At 74.3% G+C, this 21,220-nt stretch carries 23 protein-coding genes; 8 read left to right on the forward strand and 15 right to left on the reverse strand.

The window, feature by feature from the left end; translation table 11 throughout:
* Positions 1–18 precede the first annotated feature (18 nt).
* Positions 19–447 carry a hypothetical protein gene (locus FHX32_RS21265; RefSeq protein WP_167185781.1) on the forward strand — a complete coding sequence of 143 codons (429 nt, stop codon included), beginning with the start codon at positions 19–21 and terminating at the stop codon, positions 445–447.
* Positions 448–625: 178 nt separating this feature from the next.
* Here the strand turns inward: FHX32_RS21265 and FHX32_RS21270 are convergent, their stop codons facing one another.
* The 8 genes from FHX32_RS21270 to FHX32_RS21300 form a co-directional block, all read right to left on the reverse strand.
* The gene (locus FHX32_RS21270) at positions 626–1,228 is read right to left on the reverse strand and encodes an ATP/GTP-binding protein (protein WP_167185784.1); all 603 of its coding nucleotides are present in this window, start codon (positions 1,226–1,228) and stop codon (positions 626–628) included.
* A complete protein-coding gene (locus tag FHX32_RS21275; RefSeq protein WP_088992931.1) occupies positions 1,209–1,595 on the reverse strand; it encodes a DUF742 domain-containing protein in 387 nt (128 codons plus the stop codon). The genes FHX32_RS21270 and FHX32_RS21275 overlap by 20 nt, the downstream gene beginning before the upstream one ends.
* Before the next feature lie 5 nt (positions 1,596–1,600).
* Positions 1,601–2,023 carry a roadblock/LC7 domain-containing protein gene (locus FHX32_RS21280; protein WP_167185787.1) on the reverse strand — a complete coding sequence of 141 codons (423 nt, stop codon included), beginning with the start codon at positions 2,021–2,023 and terminating at the stop codon, positions 1,601–1,603.
* A 91-nt stretch (positions 2,024–2,114) separates the two neighbouring features.
* Complete coding sequence (locus tag FHX32_RS21285) at positions 2,115–4,718, reverse strand: nitrate- and nitrite sensing domain-containing protein (protein WP_167185790.1); 2,604 nt, start codon at positions 4,716–4,718, stop codon at positions 2,115–2,117.
* Positions 4,719–4,817: 99 nt separating this feature from the next.
* Positions 4,818–6,446: a prenyltransferase/squalene oxidase repeat-containing protein gene (locus FHX32_RS21290; protein WP_486481222.1), complete on the reverse strand. Its 1,629-nt coding sequence runs from the start codon at positions 6,444–6,446 to the stop codon at positions 4,818–4,820.
* Positions 6,443–7,354 carry a terpene synthase family protein gene (locus FHX32_RS35290; RefSeq protein WP_486481223.1) on the reverse strand — a complete coding sequence of 304 codons (912 nt, stop codon included), beginning with the start codon at positions 7,352–7,354 and terminating at the stop codon, positions 6,443–6,445. Before FHX32_RS35290 ends, FHX32_RS21290 begins: the two co-directional genes overlap by 4 nt.
* The gene (locus FHX32_RS21295; RefSeq protein WP_088992927.1) at positions 7,351–8,736 is read right to left on the reverse strand and encodes a cytochrome P450; all 1,386 of its coding nucleotides are present in this window, start codon (positions 8,734–8,736) and stop codon (positions 7,351–7,353) included. Before FHX32_RS21295 ends, FHX32_RS35290 begins: the two co-directional genes overlap by 4 nt.
* 162 nt (positions 8,737–8,898) lie before the next feature.
* A complete protein-coding gene (locus tag FHX32_RS21300) occupies positions 8,899–9,816 on the reverse strand; it encodes a GNAT family N-acetyltransferase (RefSeq protein ID WP_167185793.1) in 918 nt (305 codons plus the stop codon).
* Between the two features lie 96 nt (positions 9,817–9,912).
* Here FHX32_RS21300 and FHX32_RS21305 point away from each other — a divergent pair, with 96 nt between their 5' ends.
* The gene (locus FHX32_RS21305; RefSeq protein ID WP_172899298.1) at positions 9,913–10,167 is read left to right on the forward strand and encodes a DUF2630 family protein; all 255 of its coding nucleotides are present in this window, start codon (positions 9,913–9,915) and stop codon (positions 10,165–10,167) included.
* A 49-nt stretch (positions 10,168–10,216) separates the two neighbouring features.
* Here the strand turns inward: FHX32_RS21305 and FHX32_RS21310 are convergent, their stop codons facing one another.
* From FHX32_RS21310 to FHX32_RS21320, 3 genes are all read right to left on the reverse strand, one after another.
* On the reverse strand, positions 10,217–11,152 hold the full coding sequence (locus FHX32_RS21310; RefSeq protein ID WP_167185796.1) for an RIO1 family regulatory kinase/ATPase domain-containing protein: 936 nt from the start codon (positions 11,150–11,152) through the stop codon (positions 10,217–10,219).
* 209 nt (positions 11,153–11,361) lie between these two features.
* Complete coding sequence (locus tag FHX32_RS21315; RefSeq protein ID WP_167185799.1) at positions 11,362–12,006, reverse strand: HAD family hydrolase; 645 nt, start codon at positions 12,004–12,006, stop codon at positions 11,362–11,364.
* Between the two features lie 61 nt (positions 12,007–12,067).
* On the reverse strand, positions 12,068–12,937 hold the full coding sequence (locus FHX32_RS21320; protein WP_167185802.1) for a carbon-nitrogen hydrolase family protein: 870 nt from the start codon (positions 12,935–12,937) through the stop codon (positions 12,068–12,070).
* A gap of 105 nt (positions 12,938–13,042) precedes the next feature.
* On the opposite strand from FHX32_RS21320, the gene FHX32_RS21325 reads away from it, so the two are divergent.
* The 6 genes from FHX32_RS21325 to mug all read left to right on the forward strand — a co-directional run bounded on the left by FHX32_RS21325 (position 13,043) and on the right by mug (position 17,622).
* A complete protein-coding gene (locus FHX32_RS21325) occupies positions 13,043–13,615 on the forward strand; it encodes a TetR/AcrR family transcriptional regulator (RefSeq protein ID WP_088992923.1) in 573 nt (190 codons plus the stop codon).
* A 97-nt stretch (positions 13,616–13,712) separates the two neighbouring features.
* A complete protein-coding gene (locus FHX32_RS21330; RefSeq protein ID WP_167185805.1) occupies positions 13,713–14,636 on the forward strand; it encodes a TIGR04222 domain-containing membrane protein in 924 nt (307 codons plus the stop codon).
* The gene (locus tag FHX32_RS21335; protein ID WP_167185807.1) at positions 14,633–15,451 is read left to right on the forward strand and encodes an MbnB/TglH/ChrH family RiPP precursor modification enzyme; all 819 of its coding nucleotides are present in this window, start codon (positions 14,633–14,635) and stop codon (positions 15,449–15,451) included. The genes FHX32_RS21330 and FHX32_RS21335 overlap by 4 nt, the downstream gene beginning before the upstream one ends.
* A gap of 128 nt (positions 15,452–15,579) precedes the next feature.
* Positions 15,580–16,074: an SCO6045 C-terminal-like domain-containing protein gene (locus FHX32_RS21340; protein WP_486481250.1), complete on the forward strand. Its 495-nt coding sequence runs from the start codon at positions 15,580–15,582 to the stop codon at positions 16,072–16,074.
* 109 nt (positions 16,075–16,183) lie between these two features.
* Positions 16,184–16,945 (forward strand): SDR family oxidoreductase, encoded by a 762-nt coding sequence (locus tag FHX32_RS21345; protein WP_167185810.1) that lies wholly within the window; start codon positions 16,184–16,186, stop codon positions 16,943–16,945.
* Entirely contained in the window at positions 16,942–17,622 is a 681-nt protein-coding gene (gene mug, locus FHX32_RS21350; protein ID WP_486481224.1) for a G/U mismatch-specific DNA glycosylase, read from the forward strand. The genes FHX32_RS21345 and mug overlap by 4 nt, the downstream gene beginning before the upstream one ends.
* On the opposite strand, the gene FHX32_RS21355 is transcribed toward mug, so the two are convergent.
* From FHX32_RS21355 to FHX32_RS21370, 4 genes are all read right to left on the reverse strand, one after another.
* Positions 17,619–19,595, reverse strand: a complete 1,977-nt coding sequence (locus FHX32_RS21355) for an ABC transporter ATP-binding protein (protein ID WP_167186379.1) — start codon at positions 19,593–19,595, stop codon at positions 17,619–17,621. The genes mug and FHX32_RS21355 overlap by 4 nt on opposite strands.
* Positions 19,596–19,708: 113 nt before the next feature.
* Positions 19,709–20,476 (reverse strand): enoyl-CoA hydratase/isomerase family protein, encoded by a 768-nt coding sequence (locus FHX32_RS21360; protein ID WP_167185813.1) that lies wholly within the window; start codon positions 20,474–20,476, stop codon positions 19,709–19,711.
* Between the two features lie 43 nt (positions 20,477–20,519).
* Positions 20,520–20,747 (reverse strand): helix-turn-helix domain-containing protein, encoded by a 228-nt coding sequence (locus tag FHX32_RS21365; RefSeq protein WP_007462679.1) that lies wholly within the window; start codon positions 20,745–20,747, stop codon positions 20,520–20,522.
* A 114-nt stretch (positions 20,748–20,861) separates the two neighbouring features.
* A complete protein-coding gene (locus FHX32_RS21370; RefSeq protein WP_167185817.1) occupies positions 20,862–21,158 on the reverse strand; it encodes a hypothetical protein in 297 nt (98 codons plus the stop codon).
* Between the last annotated feature and the right edge of the window lie 62 nt (positions 21,159–21,220).

Below are 21,220 nucleotides of genomic sequence, written 5' to 3' on the forward strand. Positions count from 1 at the left end.
ACAACGATGTTGTCAGCGATGGCGGTCGTCGGATTCGCGCCAGCCGCCAATGCTGGCGGCGAGTGTGGGTCGTCCTACTCCCTGGTCGGTCTGTACCGGCTTCAGAATGACATGACCGACCAGCATGAGGGCAACCTGGAAATCTACTACTCATCCTCCCTCAAGCGGAACTGTGCCATCATGCGGCACGCCGGACACATGTACGGCAAGCAGACGAGATTCCCGACAGGAACGTTCGTCGAGATTCGCGCGTCCGGTGGCAGTTGGCAGGACTGCCCGGACAATACGACGACTCACAAGACTCAGTGCGATCGCGGTCAATACAGCTACTACGCCGGACCGGTTTACACGCCGGCCGGCGTCAACATGGCCGGCAGGTGTATTGATTTCGGCGGAAATGTGGGCCTGCAGACTCACATATACCGGTACAAGAAACACTGCGGCTGACGAGGCATGCAGCCCTGCGTGGCCGGGCCTCAGCACTTGCGTTCTAGCTGAGCGGCGGGTGGCCGGAGGGATTCCGACCCCTCCGGCTCCCACAGAACTGCGTCACGATCTCGTGTTGCGGCTCTGGCCACCCTGGCCATCAGACGGCGGTGGCCAGGTCCAGTGCGCGGGGGCCGTCCTAGCCGGCGTCGCGGCGGGCGTCGCGGGTCTTCATGGCGTGCTCCATCAGCGTGATGAGCACCTCCTTGCTGGACTCCCGCTGCCGGGCGTCGCAGAGCAGCACCGGCACCCCCGGGTCCAGGTTGAGTGCCGCCTGCACCTCGTCGAGCCGGTACTGCCGGGCGCCCTCGAAGCAGTTCACCGCCACCACGAACGGGGTGCCCCGGCCCTCGAAGTAGTCGATGGAGGGGAAGCAGTCGGCCAGCCGGCGGGTGTCCGCCAGCACCACCGCGCCGATCGCGCCGAGCGCCAGCTCGTCCCAGACGAACCAGAACCGGTCCTGGCCGGGGGTGCCGAACAGGTAGAGCACCAGGTCGTCGCTGATGGTGATCCGACCGAAGTCCATCGCCACCGTGGTGGTGGTCTTGCTTTCCACCCCGGAAAGGTCGTCGATACCGACGCCGCTCTCGGTCAGCACCTCCTCGGTACGCAACGGGCGCGTCTCGCTGACCGCACCGACCATGGTGGTCTTGCCCACGCCGAAGCCACCCGCGACGAGGATCTTGATCGCGGTGGGCAGTGGGGTCGCTCCCGCCGGCCGCTCAGAGTGCCCGTAGTCCATTGATTACCGCCTCGAAAACGCTGTTGTCGGGAAGGCCGGCCGTGTTCCGCGGCTCGCGGACCTGCACCAGGTTGCGGGCCACCAGATCGCCGAGCAGGACGCGGATGGTGCCCACCGGCAGGTCCAGGTGGGCGGCGATCTCGGCGACGGACTGCATCCGCTGGCAGAGCCCGACTATCGCCAGGTGCTCCGGGCCCAGGCCGACCTCCGGCGTCACGTCGGCCCGGGTCGCCGTCACCAGGGAGATCAGATCGAACGTGCCGGTGACCGGGCGGGCCCGGCCACGCGTCACCGCGTACGGACGCACCACCGGACCCGCATGGTCGTCCACCCACTGATGTTCCGCGGACTCTCCCTGCACGGTCATCGCGGCTACTTCTCGCCGGCCGACTGCTCGGCGTTGCGTGTCGGCGAGGCGACGAACTTGCCGACCCGGGTGACCAGCATCGCCATCTCGTACGCGATCAGGCCGACGTCGGCGTCCTCGGTGGCCAGCACCGCGAGGCAGGCGTTGCGCCCGGCGGCTGTGACGAACAGGAACGAGGACTGCATCTCGATGATGGTCTGCTGCACCTGCCCGCCGCCGAAGCGCTTGCCGGCGCCCCGGGCCAGGCTCTGGATGCCAGCCGCCATCGCCGCGAGGTGCTCTCCGTCGTCGCGGCTGAGTCCCTGCGAGGAAGCCATCAGCAGGCCGTCCGTCGAGAGCGCGACAGCATGCTCGGCCTGCTTCACCCGGCCGACCAGATCATCCAGCAACCACGTCAGGTCGGCACTCGAAGCCGTCTTCTGCGCCACTCGTCGTCCTCTTCTCCCCCGGCGTTGTCGCCGTGCTCGTGTGGGGCTGACCGTCACGTCGCGAGCGGGTTACCCGCGCCGCCCGCGCCGGTCAGGTCGCTTGTTGCTCGTCGGGGTCGGGCCCGGAGTCCGGCCTGGCGCCGGGCCCGCCGAGCAGTCGCGCCGCGTCCGTACGCCCGCGCCGGGTGCCGGTCTGGTAGGAACTCATCATCCGGCGTACCTGCTCGGGCGGGCGGACCACGTCCTCTTCGTCGTCCGGGGCGGCCGGCTCGTCGCGCAGCTCGGGCACGATGTTGGCCTGCCGGACCCGGACGGGCAGCCCGGAGTCGGTCCGGGGCGGTTGCGGTTGCCCGGCGGCGGCGTCCGGGCGACCGTCGGTCGCCGGGGCGGCGGCGCCGGCGGGCGCCGGACCGGTCAGGGTCGGCGTGACGTCCACGTCGGACCGGGCGGCGGCCATCGGCAGGCCGGTCGGGAAGGTCGGCCCGTCCAGGGCCGCCTGCTCCGACCAGCGCCGGGCCCGGACCGGCAGCGGGTCCTCGCCGGCCGGCAGGCTCAGGCCCCGGGTCCGGGTCGGCAGCGCTCCGTCCGCACCGCCGTCACCGCCGTCGGCGCCCGCCGTGGCCACCGGAGCCGGCTCGACCGACTCGACCGGCTCGGCCGGCTCGGTAACGACCGGCGGCTCGGCCAGTGCCACCGGCGCCGTGAGCGGGGCGGACGGCTGCTCGGCGACCGGTGCGGCCGGGCCGGCGGTGGCGGCCGGTGCCGCGGCCGCGGTGGGAGCACCGGCGGGGAACCCGCCCGAGGTGCTCGGGTCGGTGTCGTCGGCGGTGACCAGCTCGGCCGGGATCAGCACGACAGCGGTGGTGCCACCGTAGGCGGACTCCTTCAGCTGCACCCGGATGCCGTGCCGCTCGGTCAGCCGGCTCACCACGTACAGGCCCAGCCGGGAGGCGTTGGCCAGGTTGAGGTCGGACTGGTCGACGATCCGGTGGTTCGCGGCGGCCAGGTCCTCTTCGCTCATGCCCAGGCCGCGGTCCTCGATCTCGATCGCGAAGCCGTTGGCCACCATCTGCCCGCGCACCTCGACGGTGGTGTGCGGCGGCGAGAAGGACAGGCCGTTCTCGATCAGCTCGGCGAGCAGGTGGATGACGTCACCCACCGCGCGGCCGGTCAGCGACACCGGCCCGAGGGGCAGCACGTTGACCCGGGTGTAGTCCTCGACCTCGGCGACCGCGCCGCGGACCACGTCGACCATCGGCACGTTGCGCCGCCAGGCGCGGCCGGGGGTGGAGCCGGAGAGCACGATCAGGTTCTCCGCGTTGCGCCGCATCCGGGTGGCCAGGTGGTCGACCCGGAACAGATCCTCCAGCTCCTCGGCGTCCTGCTCGCGCCGCTCCATCGCGTCGAGCAGGGTGAGCTGGCGGTGCACCAGCGCCTGGGTGCGCCGGGCCAGGCTGAGGAACACCTCGCGGACGTTGCGGCGCAGTTCGGCCTGCTCGACCGCGGTACGGATCGCCGTCTCCTGCACCGCATTGAAGGCCTTGCCGACCTGGCCGATCTCGTCGTCGCCGAACTGCAGGGGCGGCGCCTCCTTGGCCACGTCGACCTCCTCGCCGTGACCGAGCCGCTCGACCACGCTGGGCAGCCGCTCGTTGGCCAGCCGGAAGGCGGCTTCGCGCAGCCGCTCCAGCTGGCGCACCAGGGCCCGGGCCGTGGTGATCGACACGATGATCGAGGCGACGACGGCGAGCAGGCCGAGACCGGCGGCGAGCACCAGCCGGACGATGACGCCGATGGCGATCGGGGTGGCCCGGTCGACGATGTCGTCGCCACCGGCGAGCACCACGTCGCCGATCTCGGTCAGCGCCGGGCCGGTGGTGTCGTTCCACTGCGCCGCCTCGACCGGGGGCCGGGCGCCGGCGTCGCTCTGCATGACCTGGTTCTCCAGGTCGGCCAGCCGGCGGTAGGTCTCGCCGGTCGACATCTGGTCGTAGCGACGCTGGTCGGCCGCGGGCAGGCGGACGATCGACTGGTTGGCGGTGAACTGCCGGGCGCCGACGATCCGGGTGAACTGCGCGCGCTCCTCGGTGGTGATCCGTCCGGCCGCCAGTACGCCGGCGAGCAGGGCGTCCTCCTGGGACAGCAGTTCCCGGGCCCGGTTGAGGCCGATCAGCGCGGCGGTGTCCTCGGCGGCCTGCTCGTCGTCGAGGTTGCCGAGCGCGTCGTAGACCCGGTAGATCGACTCGATCAGGTCGGTGAACGCGCCGCCGGCCTCGGCCCGGTCGATGCTCTTGTCGTCGACCGCGGTACGGGTGGCGGCCAGCTCGTCGAGGCCGCCGACCAGTTCGTCGAGCCGCTGGTCGAGCGTGTCGCTGCCGAGCGCGGCGACCTGCCAGCTGTCGATGGACCCGGTGAACTCGGCGGCCAGTTGGTCGGTGCGCTGCCGCACCTCGGCCAGCGCCGCCCGCTGGCCGTCGTCGGGACGCCCGAGGAAGGTCAGGGACGTCCGACGCTCCAGCTGCAACTGCAGCAGCAGCGGCTCGGTGGGGTTGAAGACCTTGCTGTCCAACGCCTGCACGCCGAGCAGGTTCACGCCGTCCCGGATGGTCACCCAGGCGGTGAAGCTCCAGAGCGCGACCAGCGAGGCGAGCAGGGCGACAACCTTGGTACGCAGATTCGAACTGCGGGAACCCATTACACCGTCCCTGGCGTGGCCTGTTTGATCCGTCAGTCAGTCGCGCACGTACGCGCGCGCATCGACCCCGGCGCACGCTAGCAGCGTCCGCTTCCTCACTCAAGCGCTCCTGATCATGGAGTCGTCCGGCGCGGGCGCGCGCAGCGCGGCCTCACCCGCCCCGAGCAGGTCCGATCTGGTCAGCGCGAGCTGCCGGGCCGCGAGCACGGCCGCCCGGACGATCAGCACGGGAGCGTAGAGATCCTTGTCGTGCCACAGTGGCGGATCGTCCCGGCGACCGTCCATCGTGGCGAGCTGGTGCAGGCCCCGGCGGGCCGCCTCCGGCACCCCCGGGCGCGCCGGGCGGTCGGTGCCGAGCAGCACGTGCAGCGCGTACGCGGTCTCCTCCACGGTGCCGCTCCAGCGCCCCCACGACCCGTCCGGCCGCTGGGTCGCCACCACCCAGTCCACCGCCCGGTCCACCGCCGGCCCGGCCAGCTCGGCCGGGGCGTACCCGGTGAGCGCCAGCACCGCGCAGGAGGTGGCGTAGTACGGCGAGGCGTGCCAGCGGTCGGCCCACCGTCCGTCGGGCCGCTGCTGCTCGCGCAGCCAGCCGGCGAGCGCGGCGACCCGGTCGCCGTACCGGGCGGCGCCGGTCGCGGTGTGCCGGGCGTGCCAGCCCAGCGCCTCCAGCACGTGCGCGTTGGTGGTCACCGACCGCCCGTCCTCGCCGCGCCAGGTGCAGAAGTGGCTGCCCACGTCGTAGTACAGCAGGCTGGCCGGGTCCACCGGGTGGCCGAGCCGGGCCAGCGCGTAGAGGGCGACCGAGGTGGTGTCGGCGTCGGCCGGCAGACCCGGCCCGGTCGGGGTGCCCTGCGGGCCGAGCGCGCCGGCCAGCTCCGCGACCAGCTTGGGCGCCGGCCGCACCGGTACCCCGGCCCGGGCCAGGCTGCTCAGCGTCCAGGCCCGCTCGAAGACGGTGATCGGGGTGCAGCAGGGCACCGGGCCGCCGTGCGGCCGGACCGCCCCGGCCAGGTAGGCCCGCACGGCCGGGTCGGCCGCGTCCGGTGCGTCGCCGACCCAGGCGGCGGTGGCGGCCGGCGAGGCGCCCACCGCACCGGCGACCGGGGCGACGTCGGGCCGGCCCCGGGCGGCGGGGCCGAGCACCTCGAAGGCGTGCTGGAGCTTCTGCGGCACCGGCCGGCCGCCGGCCAGCAGCGCGCCGAGGCCGTCCAGCCGCCGCCGGTCCACCGGCGGCAGGCGCCGGCCGGCCCAGCCGCCCGGGCCGGTGCCGGGGCGCTCGTCGAACCACTCCAGGTGGGCGTCGATCCGCTCGACCAGTGCCGGCACGATCAGGTCGGCGGCCGGGGTGTCCGGCAGCGGCAGCCCGTCGGCGAGCCACCCGTCGAGCGCGTCCAGGCCACGGCCGGCCGCCGCGGCCAGCTCGGCGGGGGAAGCCCCGCCGCCGGCGCGCAGGGTGGCGAGCAGCGCCTCCACCGCGCTGGCGGTCGGCACCAGGGCGTAGCCGCCCGGCGCGCCCCACCCGCCGTCGCGGCGCTGACTGCCCAGCAGGTACGCCAGCCGGCGGTCGTGGCCGGTGAGCCACGGCGCGTGGGTGACCAGCCGACCGGTCTCGTAGACCGACGCGGTCACCCGGCCGGCCGGTTCGAGGGCCAGCGCGGCGAGCAGTTCCCGGGCCGCCGCGGCGATCTCGGAGCCCGCCGTGGTGCCCAGCTCCGAGGTGGTCACAGCGCACCCCAGAAGTCCGTGGAGCGGTAGAAGCCGCTGCTGAAGCCGATCTGCCGGGCCAGGTAGTCGGCCTGCACCGGGCAGCTGTCCCGCAGCGGGGCCAGCAGCTCGCGGGCGTGCCCGACCAGCTCGTCGATCCGCCGCCGCACCACGGTCGGGTCGTCCACCAGCAACAGCGCGTTGAGGTCGCCCCAGCGCAGGTCCCGCTCGTAGGTGCCGAGGTCGTTGACCAGGCGCAGGATCCGCTGCACCTCGGCGCTGGCCACCACCAGCGCGTCCAGGTGGGCGAGCGTCACCGGGTCGTCGGAGTGGATCCAGTGCACGACGTTGACCACCGTGCAGGCCAGGTTGTCGGCGTTGTCGAGATACTCGTCCAGGGTGGGCAGGCCGCCGGAGCCGGCGGCCTGCTTCCAGTCCCACTCCCGCGCCATGGCGTCGAGGACCTTGCGCAGCTCGGCCCGCCAGACCGGCGCGTGGGTCCGGTACGCCGGCACGGCGGCCAGCTCGTCGCGCAGTTCGGCGAGGAACCGGCCGAGCGGGTCGTCGGCGGCCGGGGCGGCGCCGTCGGCCACCGCGAGGCAGTTCGCGGCCAGCCGGTCGATCTCGTCCCGGCTCTTGGCGACGTAGTCGACCTGCCAGTCGACGGCGAAGCCCCAGAGCACCGCCCGGTTGGTGATCCGCAACTGGTCGAGGTCGCACCACGGGGCGCCGAACGCGATGGCCATCGCGACGTTGCCGAACAGTGCCGGGTCGAACGGCCGGGGCGGGAAGAGTTCCGGGTACGCGGCGGCGCGCTCGGCCAGGTCGCGTTGCCCCTTGGCGGCGAGGGCGCAGATCCGGCCCTGTTCGGCGGCCAGCGCGATCTGGTCGCCGCCGTCGAACGGCGGCGACGCGGGTTGTCGGCTCATGCCGCGGCGCTCCGCACCGGACGCAGGGTCAGCTCGACCCGTTCCAGGGGTCGCAGCGCGGCGGCCACCTTGATGCCGGGCACCGCCGGCCGCTGCAGGCGGAACCGGTAGCGGCTCAGCAGGGTGGCCACGATGAGCGTCGCCTCGAGGTAGAACAGGTGCATGCCCAGGCACTGGTGCGGGCCGCCGCCGAACGGGAAGTGCGCGTACCGGTGCCGGCTGCGGGCCCGCTCCGGGGCGAACCGGTCTGGATCGAACACCTCCGGCCGGTCCCAGAACATCGACATCCGGTGGGTGATCAGCGGGCTCACCACGAGGGTGGAACCGGCCTCGATCCGGACCCCACCGAGGACGTCGGCCTCGACGGCCCGGCGGGGGAAGAGCCAGCCGATCGGGTAGAGCCGAAGCAGCTCGTCGAGCACCTGCCGGGTGTAGCGCAGCTCGCGCAGGTGTTCCCGGCGCACCGGGGCGTCGCCGACCACCCGGTCGATCTCCTCGTAGAGCCGCTCGGCGATCAGCGGGTCCTGCTCGATGTGCGGCCAGAGCCAGGTGAGCACGCTGATCGTGGTCTCGGTGGTGGTGGCCACCATGGCCACCGTGTCGTTGCGGACCTGACGCTCGTCGAGGCGGCTGCCGTCCTCGGTGCGCCCGCGCCAGAGGGTGGAGATGATGTCGTCGCCGTCGGACTCGGCGGTCTCCCGGGAGGCCCGGACGATCGGCATCAGCGTGTCGTCGATGAGCCGGACGGCCCGGCGGAACGCGCGGTCACCGGGCATCGGCACGGCCAGCGGGGCCCACGGCACCATGATGCGTGGCATCACCGACCAGGCGATCGCGTCCTGCGCCTGCATGATCTTCATGGCGTCCGGGACCGAGATCTTGTCGGCGAAGAAGACCCGCATGATCGCCGAGCAGACGATCCGGGCCTGCTCGGTGCCCATGTCGACCGGCTGGCCGGCCCGGGCCGGTGCGTCCAGCTCGTCGACCGCGTCCTCGATCGCCTCGGCCAGCCGGTCGACCAGGTTGTCGATCCGCCGGGCGGTGAACAGTGGCTGCAGGATGTGCCGGCTGTTCGACCAGTACTCGCCGTCGCTGAGGATGCCCTCGCCGAACAACCGCTTCAGCGGCCGCCACTGGAGCCCGTCGCCGGCCCGGACGTAGTTGGCGGCCTTTTCCCGCAGCACCTGCTGCAGGTGTTCCGGCCGGGTGACCAGGTAGGGGCGGAACGAGCCGAGGTTGAGCTTGACCACCTCGCCCCGGGACCGTTCCCCGAACTCGACCAGGGCCTGCGCCGGATCGCGGAGCAGGCTCGGCACCACCTGGCGCAGTGGGACCGCGTCCGCTCGTCTGGTGTGGACCGGCGCGGTGTGTGGCACTCCCACGGTGCTCTGTGCCCCCTTCGGCAACCGTGCGTCGCGGCACGACTGTGTGCAGTAAGCGTTCCGCCGAGCATGCCATTGCCGAGTCAACTTTCTCTAGTCGTACCAGGAGAAATTTTCGCGGCCGACATTGCCTTGCTCCACAAGGGATTGACGTGGGAACCCTCAGGGACACAGATCCCGCAGGTAGCGGTACTCGGCCGCGATCGGCCGGTAGCCGTGCCAGCGGTTGAGCGTCAGCATGGCGTCGTTGCCGGCGTCGTTGACGGTCAGGGCGGTCCGGTAACCGGCGGCCCGCGCCGCCCGCAACGACGCGTCCTTGACCGCCCGGGCCAGCCCCCGGCCGCGCCAGTCGCGGCGGGTGCCGGTCATCCCCGACTGGTAGCGGTCCCGGCCGTCGGTCAGTGCCACGCTGAAGGCGACCACCGCGCCGTCCACGACCGCCACCGTGGTCAGCGACCGGTCCAGGTCCGGCCGTTCCCAGTAGGCCGCCCGCCAGTCGGCGTAACTGATCTCCACCATGCCGGTGTCGCCGGGCTCGTCCCGGGCGGCGTCCAGGTCCGCCTCGTAGAGCGGGCGCGGGTCGCCGAGGTCGGCGGCCGTGGCGAGCCGCACCGGCAGCGCCGGCGGCGGGGGCTCGGGCAGCGCCGCGGCCGCCAGGTCCAGGCCGAGCAGCAGCGCGCGCCGGCCGCGCCGGTAGCCGTGCCGCTCGGCGAAGGTCACCGCCGCCGCCTCGTCCACCACCCGGGCGTACGCCCGCCGCACGCCCAGCCCGGCGAGCCGCGCCTCGGCGGCGGCGAGCAGGGCCCCGCCGACGCCGCGACCCCGCTCCCGCGGATGCACCACCAGGTTGACGAAGCCCCAGCCGGGCTCCCCACTCTCGTGCAGCAGCCCGGTACGGGCCACCCCGGCCAACTCGCCGCCGGCCTCGGCGACCAGCAGCCCGAAGCGTTCCGCCGCCGGCGCGCCGGCCAACTGCCAGCGAACCAGTTCCGGGGTGGCGATCAGCGGGCTGGCCGCCCGCAGCAGCGCGGCGACCCGCTCCGCGTCGTCGGGGCCGCCGGGGCGGACGGTGACGGTCATGGCCCGGCAACCTACCGCAACGACCGGGCGGGCCGGGGCCGCGGTAGATCGGCCGGGGACGAATCCGCGCGTGTGCCGGCCCCCTGTGCCAGGCTCATGGGCATGGACGACAAGACCATCCTGAACCGGATCTCCGAGCTGGTCGACGAGGAGCACCGGCTGCGCGCGGACGCGCAGGCCAACGAGACGGGCACCGACGACGCGGCCCGCGAGCGGCTGCGCGAGCTGGAGGAGTCCCTCGACCAGTGCTGGGACCTGCTGCGCCGCCGGCGGGCCGCCCGGCAGACCCACGGCGACCCGGACGCCCAGGGCGTACGGCCCAAGCCGGAGGTCGAGCGCTACCTCCAGTGAGGTCGCACGCGTGCCGGGCGGCCCGCCGGCCGCCCGGCATGCGTACGCCTCAGCGGATACCGGCCTCGCGCAGCAGCTCCCCGGTCAGCTCGGCCGGGTCGGCCTGCGCGGCCGGCAGGCCACGCGCGGCGAACCAGGTGCTGACCACCCGGACGTCCCGGGCCAGGAAGTCCGCGCCCTGCGGGTTGGCCACCACGTCGACCACCTGCGGCAGGTCGATCAGCACCAGCCGCCCCCGGTGCACCAGCAGGTTGTACGGCGACAGGTCGCCGTGCGCGTAGCCGGCGCGGGCCAGCACGACCAGCGCGTCGACCAGTTGCTCCCACAGGTCGCGCAGCTGCGCCGGATCGGGCCGCAGCTGGGCCAGCCGGGGCGCGGCCCGCCCCTCCTCGGGCTCGCCCAGGAACTCCAGCATCAGCTCGGTCCCCCGCAGCTGCACGGGGTACGGCACGGCGATCCGGCCCTGCGCGGCGCCGATCTCCCAGAGCCGGGCCAGCGCGGCGAACTCGGCCGCCGCCCACTGCCCGGCGATCATCTGCCGGCCGAAGGCGGTGCGGCCGGCCATCGCCCGCATCTCCCGGGACCGGCGGACCCGGCGCCCCTCCAGGTAGCCGGCGTCGCGGTGGAACATCCGGTGTTCGGCGTCCCGGTAGCGCTTGACCGCCAGCAGGCAGGACCGGTCGGTGCCGGGCACCGCCCGGCGGACCAGGTGGACGTCCGCCTCCTTGCCCGTCTTCAGCACACCGAGTTCGGTGTCCTTGGCGGCCAGTTCGGTGACCAGCCAGTCCGGGTGGGGTTGCGGGCCGTGCACTGCGTCGTCCCAGGAGGACCAACGCTCCCCGGTGTCCGGGTCCGGCTCGGCGTCCGGCTCGGCGAGGACGGGCTCGGGCGCCCGACCGCGCTTCAGGTAGGTCGGTTCGTCGTCGTCGAAGCGGCGCTTGCCGCGGCTACGGCGCTCGCGCGCCGGAAGGTCGTGATCGCGCACTGCGGTGGTGATCCCTTGCTCGAGGCTGATGGAGGCAGGTGGAAGTGACCTGCGAAGACGGCCATGACCGACCCCCTCTCCTCGACCGGGCGCACGCCCGGGTGCACGATGCGCCGACCATGCTCGCGACCCGGGTCGCGGCTGGTCAACCGAATTACCCGCGCGTCGCCCCGGCGAGCGCGGATCGCCGCCGAGGTCCCGGCCCCGGCTCAGCGGGCGAGCACGGCGGCGACGGCGGCGATCAGGCCGTCCGCCGTGCGGGTCGGCGCGAACCGCGGGTCGGTCCAGGTGCGCCCGCGGTGCAGCCAGACGCTGGGCAGGCCGACGGCGGTGGCGCCGCCGATGTCCGCCTCCGGGCTGTCACCGATCACCCAGGCGCCGCGCAGCGGCATCCGGACCCGCTGGGCGGCCAGCGCGAAGATCCTCGGGTTGGGCTTGCTGACCCCGGCCTCCTCGGAGATCACCCAGTCGGCCACGAACCGGTCCAGCCCGGTCCGCCGGATCATCGCCTCCTGCTGGCGGACGGTGCCGTTGCTGACCACCACCGGCACCCATCCGGCGTCGTCGGCGATCCGCAGCGCGCAGGCGACCAGCGGGTCCAGCCGGACGTTGGCCACCACTCCCTCGTACAGCTCCTCGACCAGGTCGATGGAGGGGATGCGCAGCCCGTACCGGTCCCGGATGGCGTCGGCGACGTCCCACTTGTCGGTCAGCCCGTCGGCGTCCATGGAGACCAGCCAGTCGATGTCGACCGGCGGCGCGCCGATGCCGTCCAGGAACCGTTCACCCCAGGCGCGGAACGGGCCGGCCCGGTCGAGCAGGGTGTTGTCCAGGTCCAGCAGGAGCAGCGGCACTCGGGCACCCTACGGGACGCCGGTACCGCGCCGACAGGGCCCGGCGGGGCGCCGACCCGGGTCAGGCGGTGAGCACCGCGCGGGCCGCTCCCTGATGCGGAAGGCGGTCGACCAGCATGGAGTGGGCCGCCCGGGTGGCCGCCAGGGCGGCCGGGTCGAGCGTCGCGACCAGCACCTCCTCGCCGGTGTCCGCGCCGCGCGCCAGCGGGCGGCCCTCCGGGTCGTAGACCGCCGCGCCGCCGCTGAACCGCCACGGCGGTTCACCGTCGACCGAGTTGGCGAAGACCACGTACATGGTGTTGTCCAGGGCGCGTGCCGCGTAGTAGAGGTCGCGGCGGTGTTCCGAGCCGGCCAGGTAGCCGCTGGGGCAGAGGTAGCCGTGCGCCCCGTCGGCCGCGGCGGCCCGGCCGTGCTCCGGGAAGCAGCCGTCGTAGCAGATGCCGAGACCGAACCGCCAGCCGTCGACCAGCAGGGTGGCGCCGCGCCCGCCGGGCACGAACAGGTCCCGCTCGTCGCCCCAGAGCTGCTGCTTGTCGTACCCGACCCGGACGCCGCCGGTGCGGTCGACGACGAGCGAGGAGATGGTCCGGCGGCCGTCCGCGTGGCGGACCGCCGCGCCGACCACCACCACGGTGCCGCCGTCGCGGGCGGCGGCCCGCAGCGGGTCCAGCCGCGCGTCGTCGACGTCCGCCGCCGGATCGGCCGCGACGTCGGTGCCGGCCGGATCGGCCGCCAGCGCCGGCGGGTGGTACGCGGGCAGGAAGAGTTCCGGCAGCACCGCCACCCGGGCCCCCCGGTCGGCCGCCCGACGGACCAGCCGGCCGGCGGTGGCCGCGTTGCCGGCCACGTCCCCGGGGACGGGTCCGGCCTGGACGGCCGCCACGGTCAGCGGCGCGGCGGGCAGTGCGGCGGGGGTGGGGGGTGGCGTCACGGCGCGATCGTAACCGGAGCGCGGCGGCGCGCTGATCGACCGACCGACGAATCCAAGCCGTACGTACGGTTTGCAGTACGCGGGGTGACCTGACACGATCGACCCGTGCCCAGAGTAAGTCAGGACCAGCTCGACGCGCGCCGGCAGGAGATCCTTGCCGCCGCGCGGGCGTGTTTCGCCCGGCACGGCTACGAGGGCGCCACCGTGCGCCGGCTGGAGGAGGCCACCCGACTGTCCCGGGGCGCGATCTTCCACCACTTCCGGGACAAGGACTCGCTCTTCCTCGCCGTCGCCGAGGACGACGCCGCGGTGATGGTGGAGACGGTGGCCCGCAACGGTCTGGTCCAGGTGATGCGGGACCTGCTGGCCGGGGCGGTCTCCCCGGACACCACCGGCTGGCTCGGCAGCCAACTGGAGGTCTCCCGGCGGCTGCGTACCGACCCGGCGTTCGCCAAGCGGTGGGCCGAGCGGTCGGCCGCCATCGCCGAGGCGACCCGGGAACGGCTGGCCCGGCAGCGGGAGGCGGGCGTACTGCGCGACGACGTCCCGATCGACGTGCTGGCCCAGTTCCTGGAACTCGCCTACGACGGGCTGGTGCTGCACCTGGCCATGGGCCGGCCGGCCGGCGACCTCGGCCGGGTGCTGGACCTGGTCGAGGAGGCGGTCCGCCGGCGCTGACCGGAACCGTCACCCGGCAGGTTGACACCGGGCGGTACGGCGTGGCGGTCCTGCTCCACAATGAGGCCGCCGATCCCTCCGGCGACAGGAGCAGCCGATGTCCGTCCTTGCCGCACCGGGCGACACCTGGGGCATCCCCGGTCCGACCTTCCTGCGCTACTACCTCGCCGCGGCCGTCCTGGTGGTGGTCCTCGGCGCGATCCACCGGGCCCGGGTGCTCGCCGGCTCCCGGGAACCCGGTTACGACCAGCTCACCCCGGAGCAGGCCGCCTACCTCAACGGCGGCGCCGCGCTGGCCGTGCACGCCACGCTCGGCGCGCTGCGCGGCACCGGCTCCGTCGGCGTCGACCCGGGTCGCCGCCTCGCCACCACCGGCCCGCTGCCCGCCGGCGCCACCCCGCTGGCCCGGGCGGTGCACAAGGCGGCCGCCCAGCGGGCCCGGGTCTCGGCGGTACGGACGGACCAGCGGGTCGTGACGGCTTTGAACCAGCTCGCCGCCGATCTCGAACAGCGCGGGCTGGCCCTCTCGCAGGCCCGCCGCGAGTCCGCCCGGCGCGGGGCGATGGCCCTGGTGCTCCTGCTGGCCCTCGGCGTGTTCCGGCTCTTCCAGGGGCTCTCCAACGACCGGCCGGTCGGCTGGCTCGCGCTCAGCCTGGTGGGGATCATGGTGGCCGTCCTGGTCCTGCTCCGCGTGCCGTACCGCACCCGGGCCGGTCAGGCCGCCCTACGCAACCTGCGCCAGCGCCACGTCCACCTCGCGCCAGCCTCCTCCCCCGCGTACGCCACCTACGGCGCGGCCGGCGCCGCGATGGGCGTCGCGCTGTTCGGCACCGCCGCGCTCTGGGCGATGGATCCGGGCTTCGCCGAGCAGGCCGAGATCCAGCGGCAGGCGCTGGGTAACAGCGGCGGCACCGGCGGCTGCGGCGGCGGCAGCTCCGGTTGCGGCGGCGGCAGCTCCTGCGGGGGCGGCGGCAGCTCCTGCGGGGGCGGCGGCTGCGGCGGCGGTGGGTGCGGCGGATGACCGGCCCGACCGGGGTGGGCATCGGCTGGCGTCCGGAGATCGCCGGCTTCGTCGCCGAGCTGCCCGGCCTGCGCTTCGTCGAGGTGGTGGCGGAATCCGTGCCGGCGATCGGACCACTGCCGGTCGGCCTGGCCGCGCTGCGCGGGCGGGGCGTCACCGTCGTACCGCACGGGGTGCGGCTCTCCCTGGGCGGCGCCGAACCGGTCGACCCGGCCCGGGTCGCCCAGCTGGCCGCGGTGGCGCGGCTGGTGGACGCCCCGCTGGTCAGCGAGCACATCGCGTTCGTCCGGGCCGGCGGGCTGGAGGCCGGTCACCTGCTGCCGCTGCCGCGCACCCGGGAGGCGGTCGACGCGGTCTGCGCCAACGTCGACCGCGCGCAGGCCCAGTTGCCGGTGCCGATCGCGCTGGAACCGATCGCGGCGCTGTTCGACTGGCCGGACGACGAACTGGACGAGGCCGCGTTCCTGACCGAGATCCTGGACCGTACGGGAGCCCTGCTGCTGCTCGACGTCGCCAACGTGTACGCCAACGCCCGCAACCGGGGTACCGACCCGGTCGCGCTGCTGGACCGGCTGCCTCTGGAGCGGGTCGCCTACGCGCACGTGGCCGGCGGCGCCGAGCACGCCGGCTTCTACCACGACACGCACACCGACCCGGTGCCGGCCGAGGTGCTCGACCTGCTCGCCGAACTGTGTGCGCGGCACCGCCCGCCGGCGCTGCTGCTGGAGCGCGACGGGCACTATCCGCCCGCGGCGACGCTCCGCGCCGAGCTGGACGCCCTCGCCACGGCCTCCGGGTTCCCGGTGGTCACGTGACCGCCGACCCGCTCCCGGCCGCCCCGCCCGGGTCCGGCTCCACCGATCGGTCGCCCGACGACCGGACCTCGCGGCCGAGCGCCGACGTGACCCACCGGTCGACGGACGACGACCCGGCCGTGCGGCAGGTGGAAGGCTCCGCCGCCCCGCTGACGGACGACGACCCGGGCACCCGGCCGGCGACGGACCTGGCGGCTCGGCAGGCGGAGCTGGTGGCGGCGCTGGTGGCCGGCGCGCCGGTGCCGCCGGGCTTCGACCCGGCGCCGCTGGCCGCGGCCCGGGCGGCGCTGCTGCGCAAGCGCGCCGGCGACGTGGCCCGGCACTGGCCGCTGCTCGCCGCCGGCTTCGGCGCCGACTGGCCGGCCACCTTCGCCGGCTGGGCGGCCGGCCGGCCCACCGCCGGATCGCTGCGCGACGGCTGGGACCTGGCCCGCGTGCTGCGGGAGCGGGGCACGCTGCCGCCGCTCGGCGCGGAGGAACTGGCGGTCCGCGAGGCGACCGACCACTACGACGGGCACCGGCCGCCGCGGCCGCGCCGGTTGCCCGCGTTGGGGCGCGCCGGCGGCGCCGTCGCGGTGCAGCTCGCCGGTCGGGTACGCCTGCTGCGTCCGGCGCGCCGCTGACCGGCCGCGCCCGGCGCCCCGCGGTCCCGTCGCCGGTGCGGCTCGGGCGGCGGCCAGGGCCGGTCGCCCCGTGGGTGGCGCCGGCCGCCGGATGCGGCAGGATCGAGCCATGGATCTCGGACTGACCGATCGGGTGTACGTGCTCACCGGCGCGTCCCGTGGCCTCGGCTACGCCACGGCGGAGTGCCTCGTCGCCGACGGCGCCCGGGTGGTGCTCTCCGCCCGCGACGCCGACGGGGTCGCCGCCGCCGCCGAGCGCCTGGGCGGGCCCGGGCGGGCGGTCGGGCTGGCCGTCGACCTGACCGACCCGACCGCCCCGGAACGCCTGGTCGCCGCCGCCCGGGACCACTTCGGCCGGCTGGACGGGGCGTTGGTGTCGGTGGGCGGTCCGCCGCCGGGCAGCGCCGCCTCGGTCAGCGACGAGCAGTGGCGACGGTCCTTCGAGACGGTCTTCCTCGGCGCCGTCCGGATGGTGCGTACGGTGGCCGCCGAGCTGTCCGCCGGCGGCGCGATCGGGCTGGTGCTCTCCACCTCGGCGCGCGGCCCGCTGCCCGGACTGGGCATCTCCAACGGGCTGCGCCCCGGCCTGGTCGGTGCCGCCAAGGACATCGCCGACGAGTACGGCCCCCGGGGCGTCCGGGTGGTCGGCCTGCTGCCGGGGCGCATCATGACCGACCGGAACCGGGAGCTGTTCGCCGCGACCGGCGACCCCGACCGGGCCCGGGCCGAGGCCGAGGCGGGGATCCCGTTGCGCCGGATCGGCGAGCCGGCGGAGTTCGGCCGGGTGGCCGCTTTCGTGCTCTCCCCCGCGGCGAGCTACCTGACCGGGGTCACCGTCCCGGTCGACGGTGGCGCGCTGCGCGGCCTGTGACGACCGGCCCGGGCCGGGGCCGTGGCGACCGGGCACGCCCCGAGCCGGCCGCGCCGCCGACCCCCGGCCCCGCGACGCGACCCGCGACGGGTACGCCGCCGACGGGCGACATCCGGGCGGGTGGGCCCGGGCAGCGGCGGCCGACCCGGGAGGAGCTGGCGGCCGCGGCGGACCGGACCCTGCCCGACGTCATCGCGCCCGGCCTCGACGTGCTCTTCGTCGGGATCAACCCCGGGCTGTGGTCGGCGGCGACCGGCTGGCACTTCGCCCGGCCCGGCAACCGGTTCTGGCCGGCGCTGCACCGCGGCGGGTTCACGCCGCGGCAGCTGCACCCGAGCGAGCAGGACGAGCTGCCCGGCTACGGGCTGGGCATCACCAACATGGTCGCCCGGGCCAGCGCGCGGGCCGACGAGCTGACCGCTGCCGAACTCGTCGAGGGGGCGGAGATCCTCGCCGACAAGGTGGCGCGGTACCGGCCGCGCTGGGTGGCCGTGGTCGGGGTGACCGCGTACCGGATCGGGTTCGCCCGGCCGAAGGCCGGCTTCGGCCCGCAGCCGGAGCCGCTGGCCGGCGCCCGGCTCTGGGTGCTGCCCAACCCGAGCGGGCTGAACGCGCACTTCACCCCGGAGACGCTGGGCGCCGCCTTCGCCGAGCTGCGGGCCGCGGCGACCGGCTAGTTCGCGGCGGCGGGCGGCAGCGCGTCGTCCGGCACGTACGAGCGCATCGGCAGGGTCACCGGCTCCGGGCCGGTCGCGTCAGCGTACGGGGTGGGCGAGTCGGCCACCGCGAACTGGGTGCGGTAGAGCTCGGCGTACAGGCCGCCGACGGCGACCAGCTCGTCGTGCCGGCCGCGTTCCACGATCCGCCCGTCGTCGAGGACCAGGATCTGGTCGGCTTCGCGGACGGTGGAGAGCCGGTGCGCGATGACCAGCGCGGTACGCCCGGTCAGCGCCACCGACAGCGCGCGCTGCACCGCCGCCTCGCTCTCCGAGTCCAGGTGCGCGGTCGCCTCGTCGAGGATCACGATCGAGGGGGCCTTGAGCAGCAGCCGGGCGATGGCGATCCGCTGCTTCTCGCCGCCGGAGAAGCGGTAGCCCCGCTCGCCGACGGTGGTCTGCAGGCCGTCGGGCAACGACCGGACCAGGTCGGCGACCTGGGCGCCGGCCAGCGCGGCCCAGAGTTCGTCGTCGGTGGCGTCCGGCTTGGCGTAGCGGAGGTTCTCGGCGATCGTCTCGTGGAACAGGTGCGAATCCTGAGTGACCACGCCGATCTCGTCGCGCAGCGAGTCGAGGGTGGCGTCCCGCACGTCGACCCCGCCGACCAGCACCTGCCCGTCGGTGACGTCGTAGATCCGGGAGATCAGCATGGACAGCGTCGACTTGCCCGCCCCGGATGGGCCGACCAGCGCCACCATCTGCCCCGGCTCGACGGCGAACGAGACCCCCTTGAGCACCGGCTCGTTGACCGTACGGTCCAGCGCGGCGACCTCCTCCAGGGAGGCGAGCGAGATCTCGGCGGCGCTCGGGTAGCGGAACCGCACCTCGCGGAACTCCACCCGGCCGTTGCCACGCGGCACCGGGACGGCGTCGGGCTTCTCCCTGATGGCCGGCTCGAGGTCGAGCACCTCGAAGACCCGGTCGAAGGAGACCAGCGCGCTCATCACGTCCACCCGGACGTTGGACAGCGCGGTCAGCGGGCCGTAGAGGCGGGTGAGCAGCAGGGCGAGGGTCACCACGGTGCCGGCGCTGACCGACCCGGTGACGGCCAGCCAGCCGCCGAGGCCGTAGGTGAGTGCCTGGGCGAGCGACGCCACCAGCAGCATCGCCACGAAGAACGTGCGCGAGTACATCGCCGACTGGATGCCGATGTCGCGTACCCGCTCGGCCCGGCCGGCGAACCGGCGGGCCTCGACGTCGGGTCGGCCGAAGAGCTTGACCAGCAGCGCTCCCGCGACGTTGAACCGCTCGGTCATCGTCGCGTTCATCTTGGCGTCGAGGTTGTACGACTCGCGGGTGATCTCGGCCAGCCGCTTGCCGACCCGCCGGGCCGGGATGATGAAGACCGGCAGCAGCACCAGCGACAGCGCGGTGATCTGCCAGGAGAGGGTGAACATCACCGCGGCGGTGAGCACCAGCTGGATGACGTTGCTGACCACGCCGGACAGCGTCGAGGTGAACGCCCGCTGGGCGCCGAGCACGTCGTTGTTGAGCCGGCTGACCAGCGCGCCGGTCTGGGTACGGGTGAAGAACTGCAGCGGCATCCGCTGCACGTGGTCGTAGACCCGGGTACGCAGGTCGAGGATGATCCCCTCGCCGATCCGGGCCGAATACCAGCGCTGGGCCAGGGAGAGCAGCGCGTCGGCGACCGCGAGCCCGGCGATGACCAGGGCCAGCCGGACGACCAGCGAGCTCGCCTCCGCGCCGCCGCGGCTGATCGCGTCGATCACGTCACCGGCGAGCACCGGGGTGGCGACCCCGATGACCGCGGCGAGCACCACGGTGACCAGGAAGACCACGATGTCCCGGCGGTAGGGACGGGCGAAGGCCACGATCCGGTGGGCCACGCCGCGCTGCAGCCGGTGGGTGGAGATCTCGTCGCGGCTACGCATCGACCGGAGCATGCTCCAGCCGCCCATGCCGCCGCCGGACATCGGGTGGGACACGCTCACCTCCGGGTCGTCGGGCTGACCAACACCGTCAGGTCAATTCTCCCGACGACTCTGACAACCTCGGCCGTAACCCGGATCTTCCCGAACGGTCCTTACTATTCTCCCCGACCGGCGAGATCACGCAGGCGGCGGGTCTGCGCCTCGCGTTCGGCCCGCTGCTGCTCGGCGGGAGAGCGGCCGCCGGCGCCGGCCAGCAGCGCCTTGATCTCCACCACCGCGTCCCGGTTGCCGGCCAGCAGCCCGGCGGTGAGGTCGCGCACCGCGCCGTCGAGTTCCGCGTTCGGCACGACGAGGGTGGCCAGGCCGATCCGGTCCGCCTCGGCGGCGTCCAGCCGTCGGCCGGTGGCGCAGATCTCCAGCGCGCGGGAGTAGCCGACCAGGTCGACGAGCCGCTTCGTGCCGGCCAGGTCGGGCACCAGCCCGAGGGTCACCTCGGCCATCGAGAACTTCGCGTCCTCGGCAAGAACCCGCAGGTCACAGGCGAGGGCGAGCTGGAAGCCGGCGCCGATGGCGTGGCCCTGCACGGCCGCCACGGAGATCACGTCCGGGCGGTGCAGCCAGGTGAAGGCGCCCTGGAACTCGGCGATGCGGTCGGCGCACTCCTGCTCGGGCAGGGTGGCCAGCTCCGCGAACGAGCCCGGCCCGGAGGCACCGGCCACCGACAGGTCGAGGCCGGCGGAGAACGCCCGGCCCTCCCCGCGGACTACCACGACGCGGACGTCGCCGGGCAGGTCCCGGGCGAAGTCGCTCATCGCCCGCCACATGGCCGGGGTCTGGGCGTTGAGCACGTCGGGCCGGCACAACGTGACCGTCGCGACGGGCCCGTCGCAGTCCAGCCGTACCCCGGTCGCCTCGGCGGTCACCGGGCGGCCCGGGGCGCGGCGCTGGACGACGCTGCTGGGCGGATCACGCCTTCTTGCGGCGCCGGGCGCCGCCACGCTGCCGCAGCTGCACGCCGGACTCGGTGAGCACCCGGTGGATGAACCCGTAGGAACGGCCGGTCGAGGCCGCGAGCGCTCGGATGCTCTCGCCCGAGGTGTACCGCTTTACCAGGTCCTTGGCGAGCGTCTGACGCTCGGCTCCGACGATCCGGCGACCCTTCTCAGTGCTGGTGGCTGTGCCCGTGGCTGCCATGCTGTGTCCTCACGTCCCAGACTGTGCGGTTCGGATACGGTCCCACCTATTAGACCGCCTCGAACGATCATGCGCCAGATATCAACTCTTCGCCAATCGACACGCAGTGCAATGTCAGGTTCCCGATAGGGTGATGCCGCCGAGGGCCGCCGGCCACCCGGCATCGGGCGGATCGGGCGGGACGCGGCGGCGGCACCGGACCGCCGTGACGCCGGCGGCGGGCCGTAGCCTGCCCGGGTGATCGACGTACTCGGCACCGCGGTCGGCGCGGCCGTGGTGTTCGCCGCCACGCGTGGTCATCCTCACCACCTCCGGCATCCTCCCCCACCTGCTCACCCGCACCCCCTGACGTCCCGCGTCGATCATGAAGTTGTTGTCGCGACACGCCGGCACGACCGACACCAACTTCATGATCAAAGGCGCCGGGCCGGCGGAATCGGTGGGTGCGGTCAGACACCCCAGGAGCTGAGGTG

Source organism: Micromonospora sp. CNZ280, assembly GCF_011759515.1.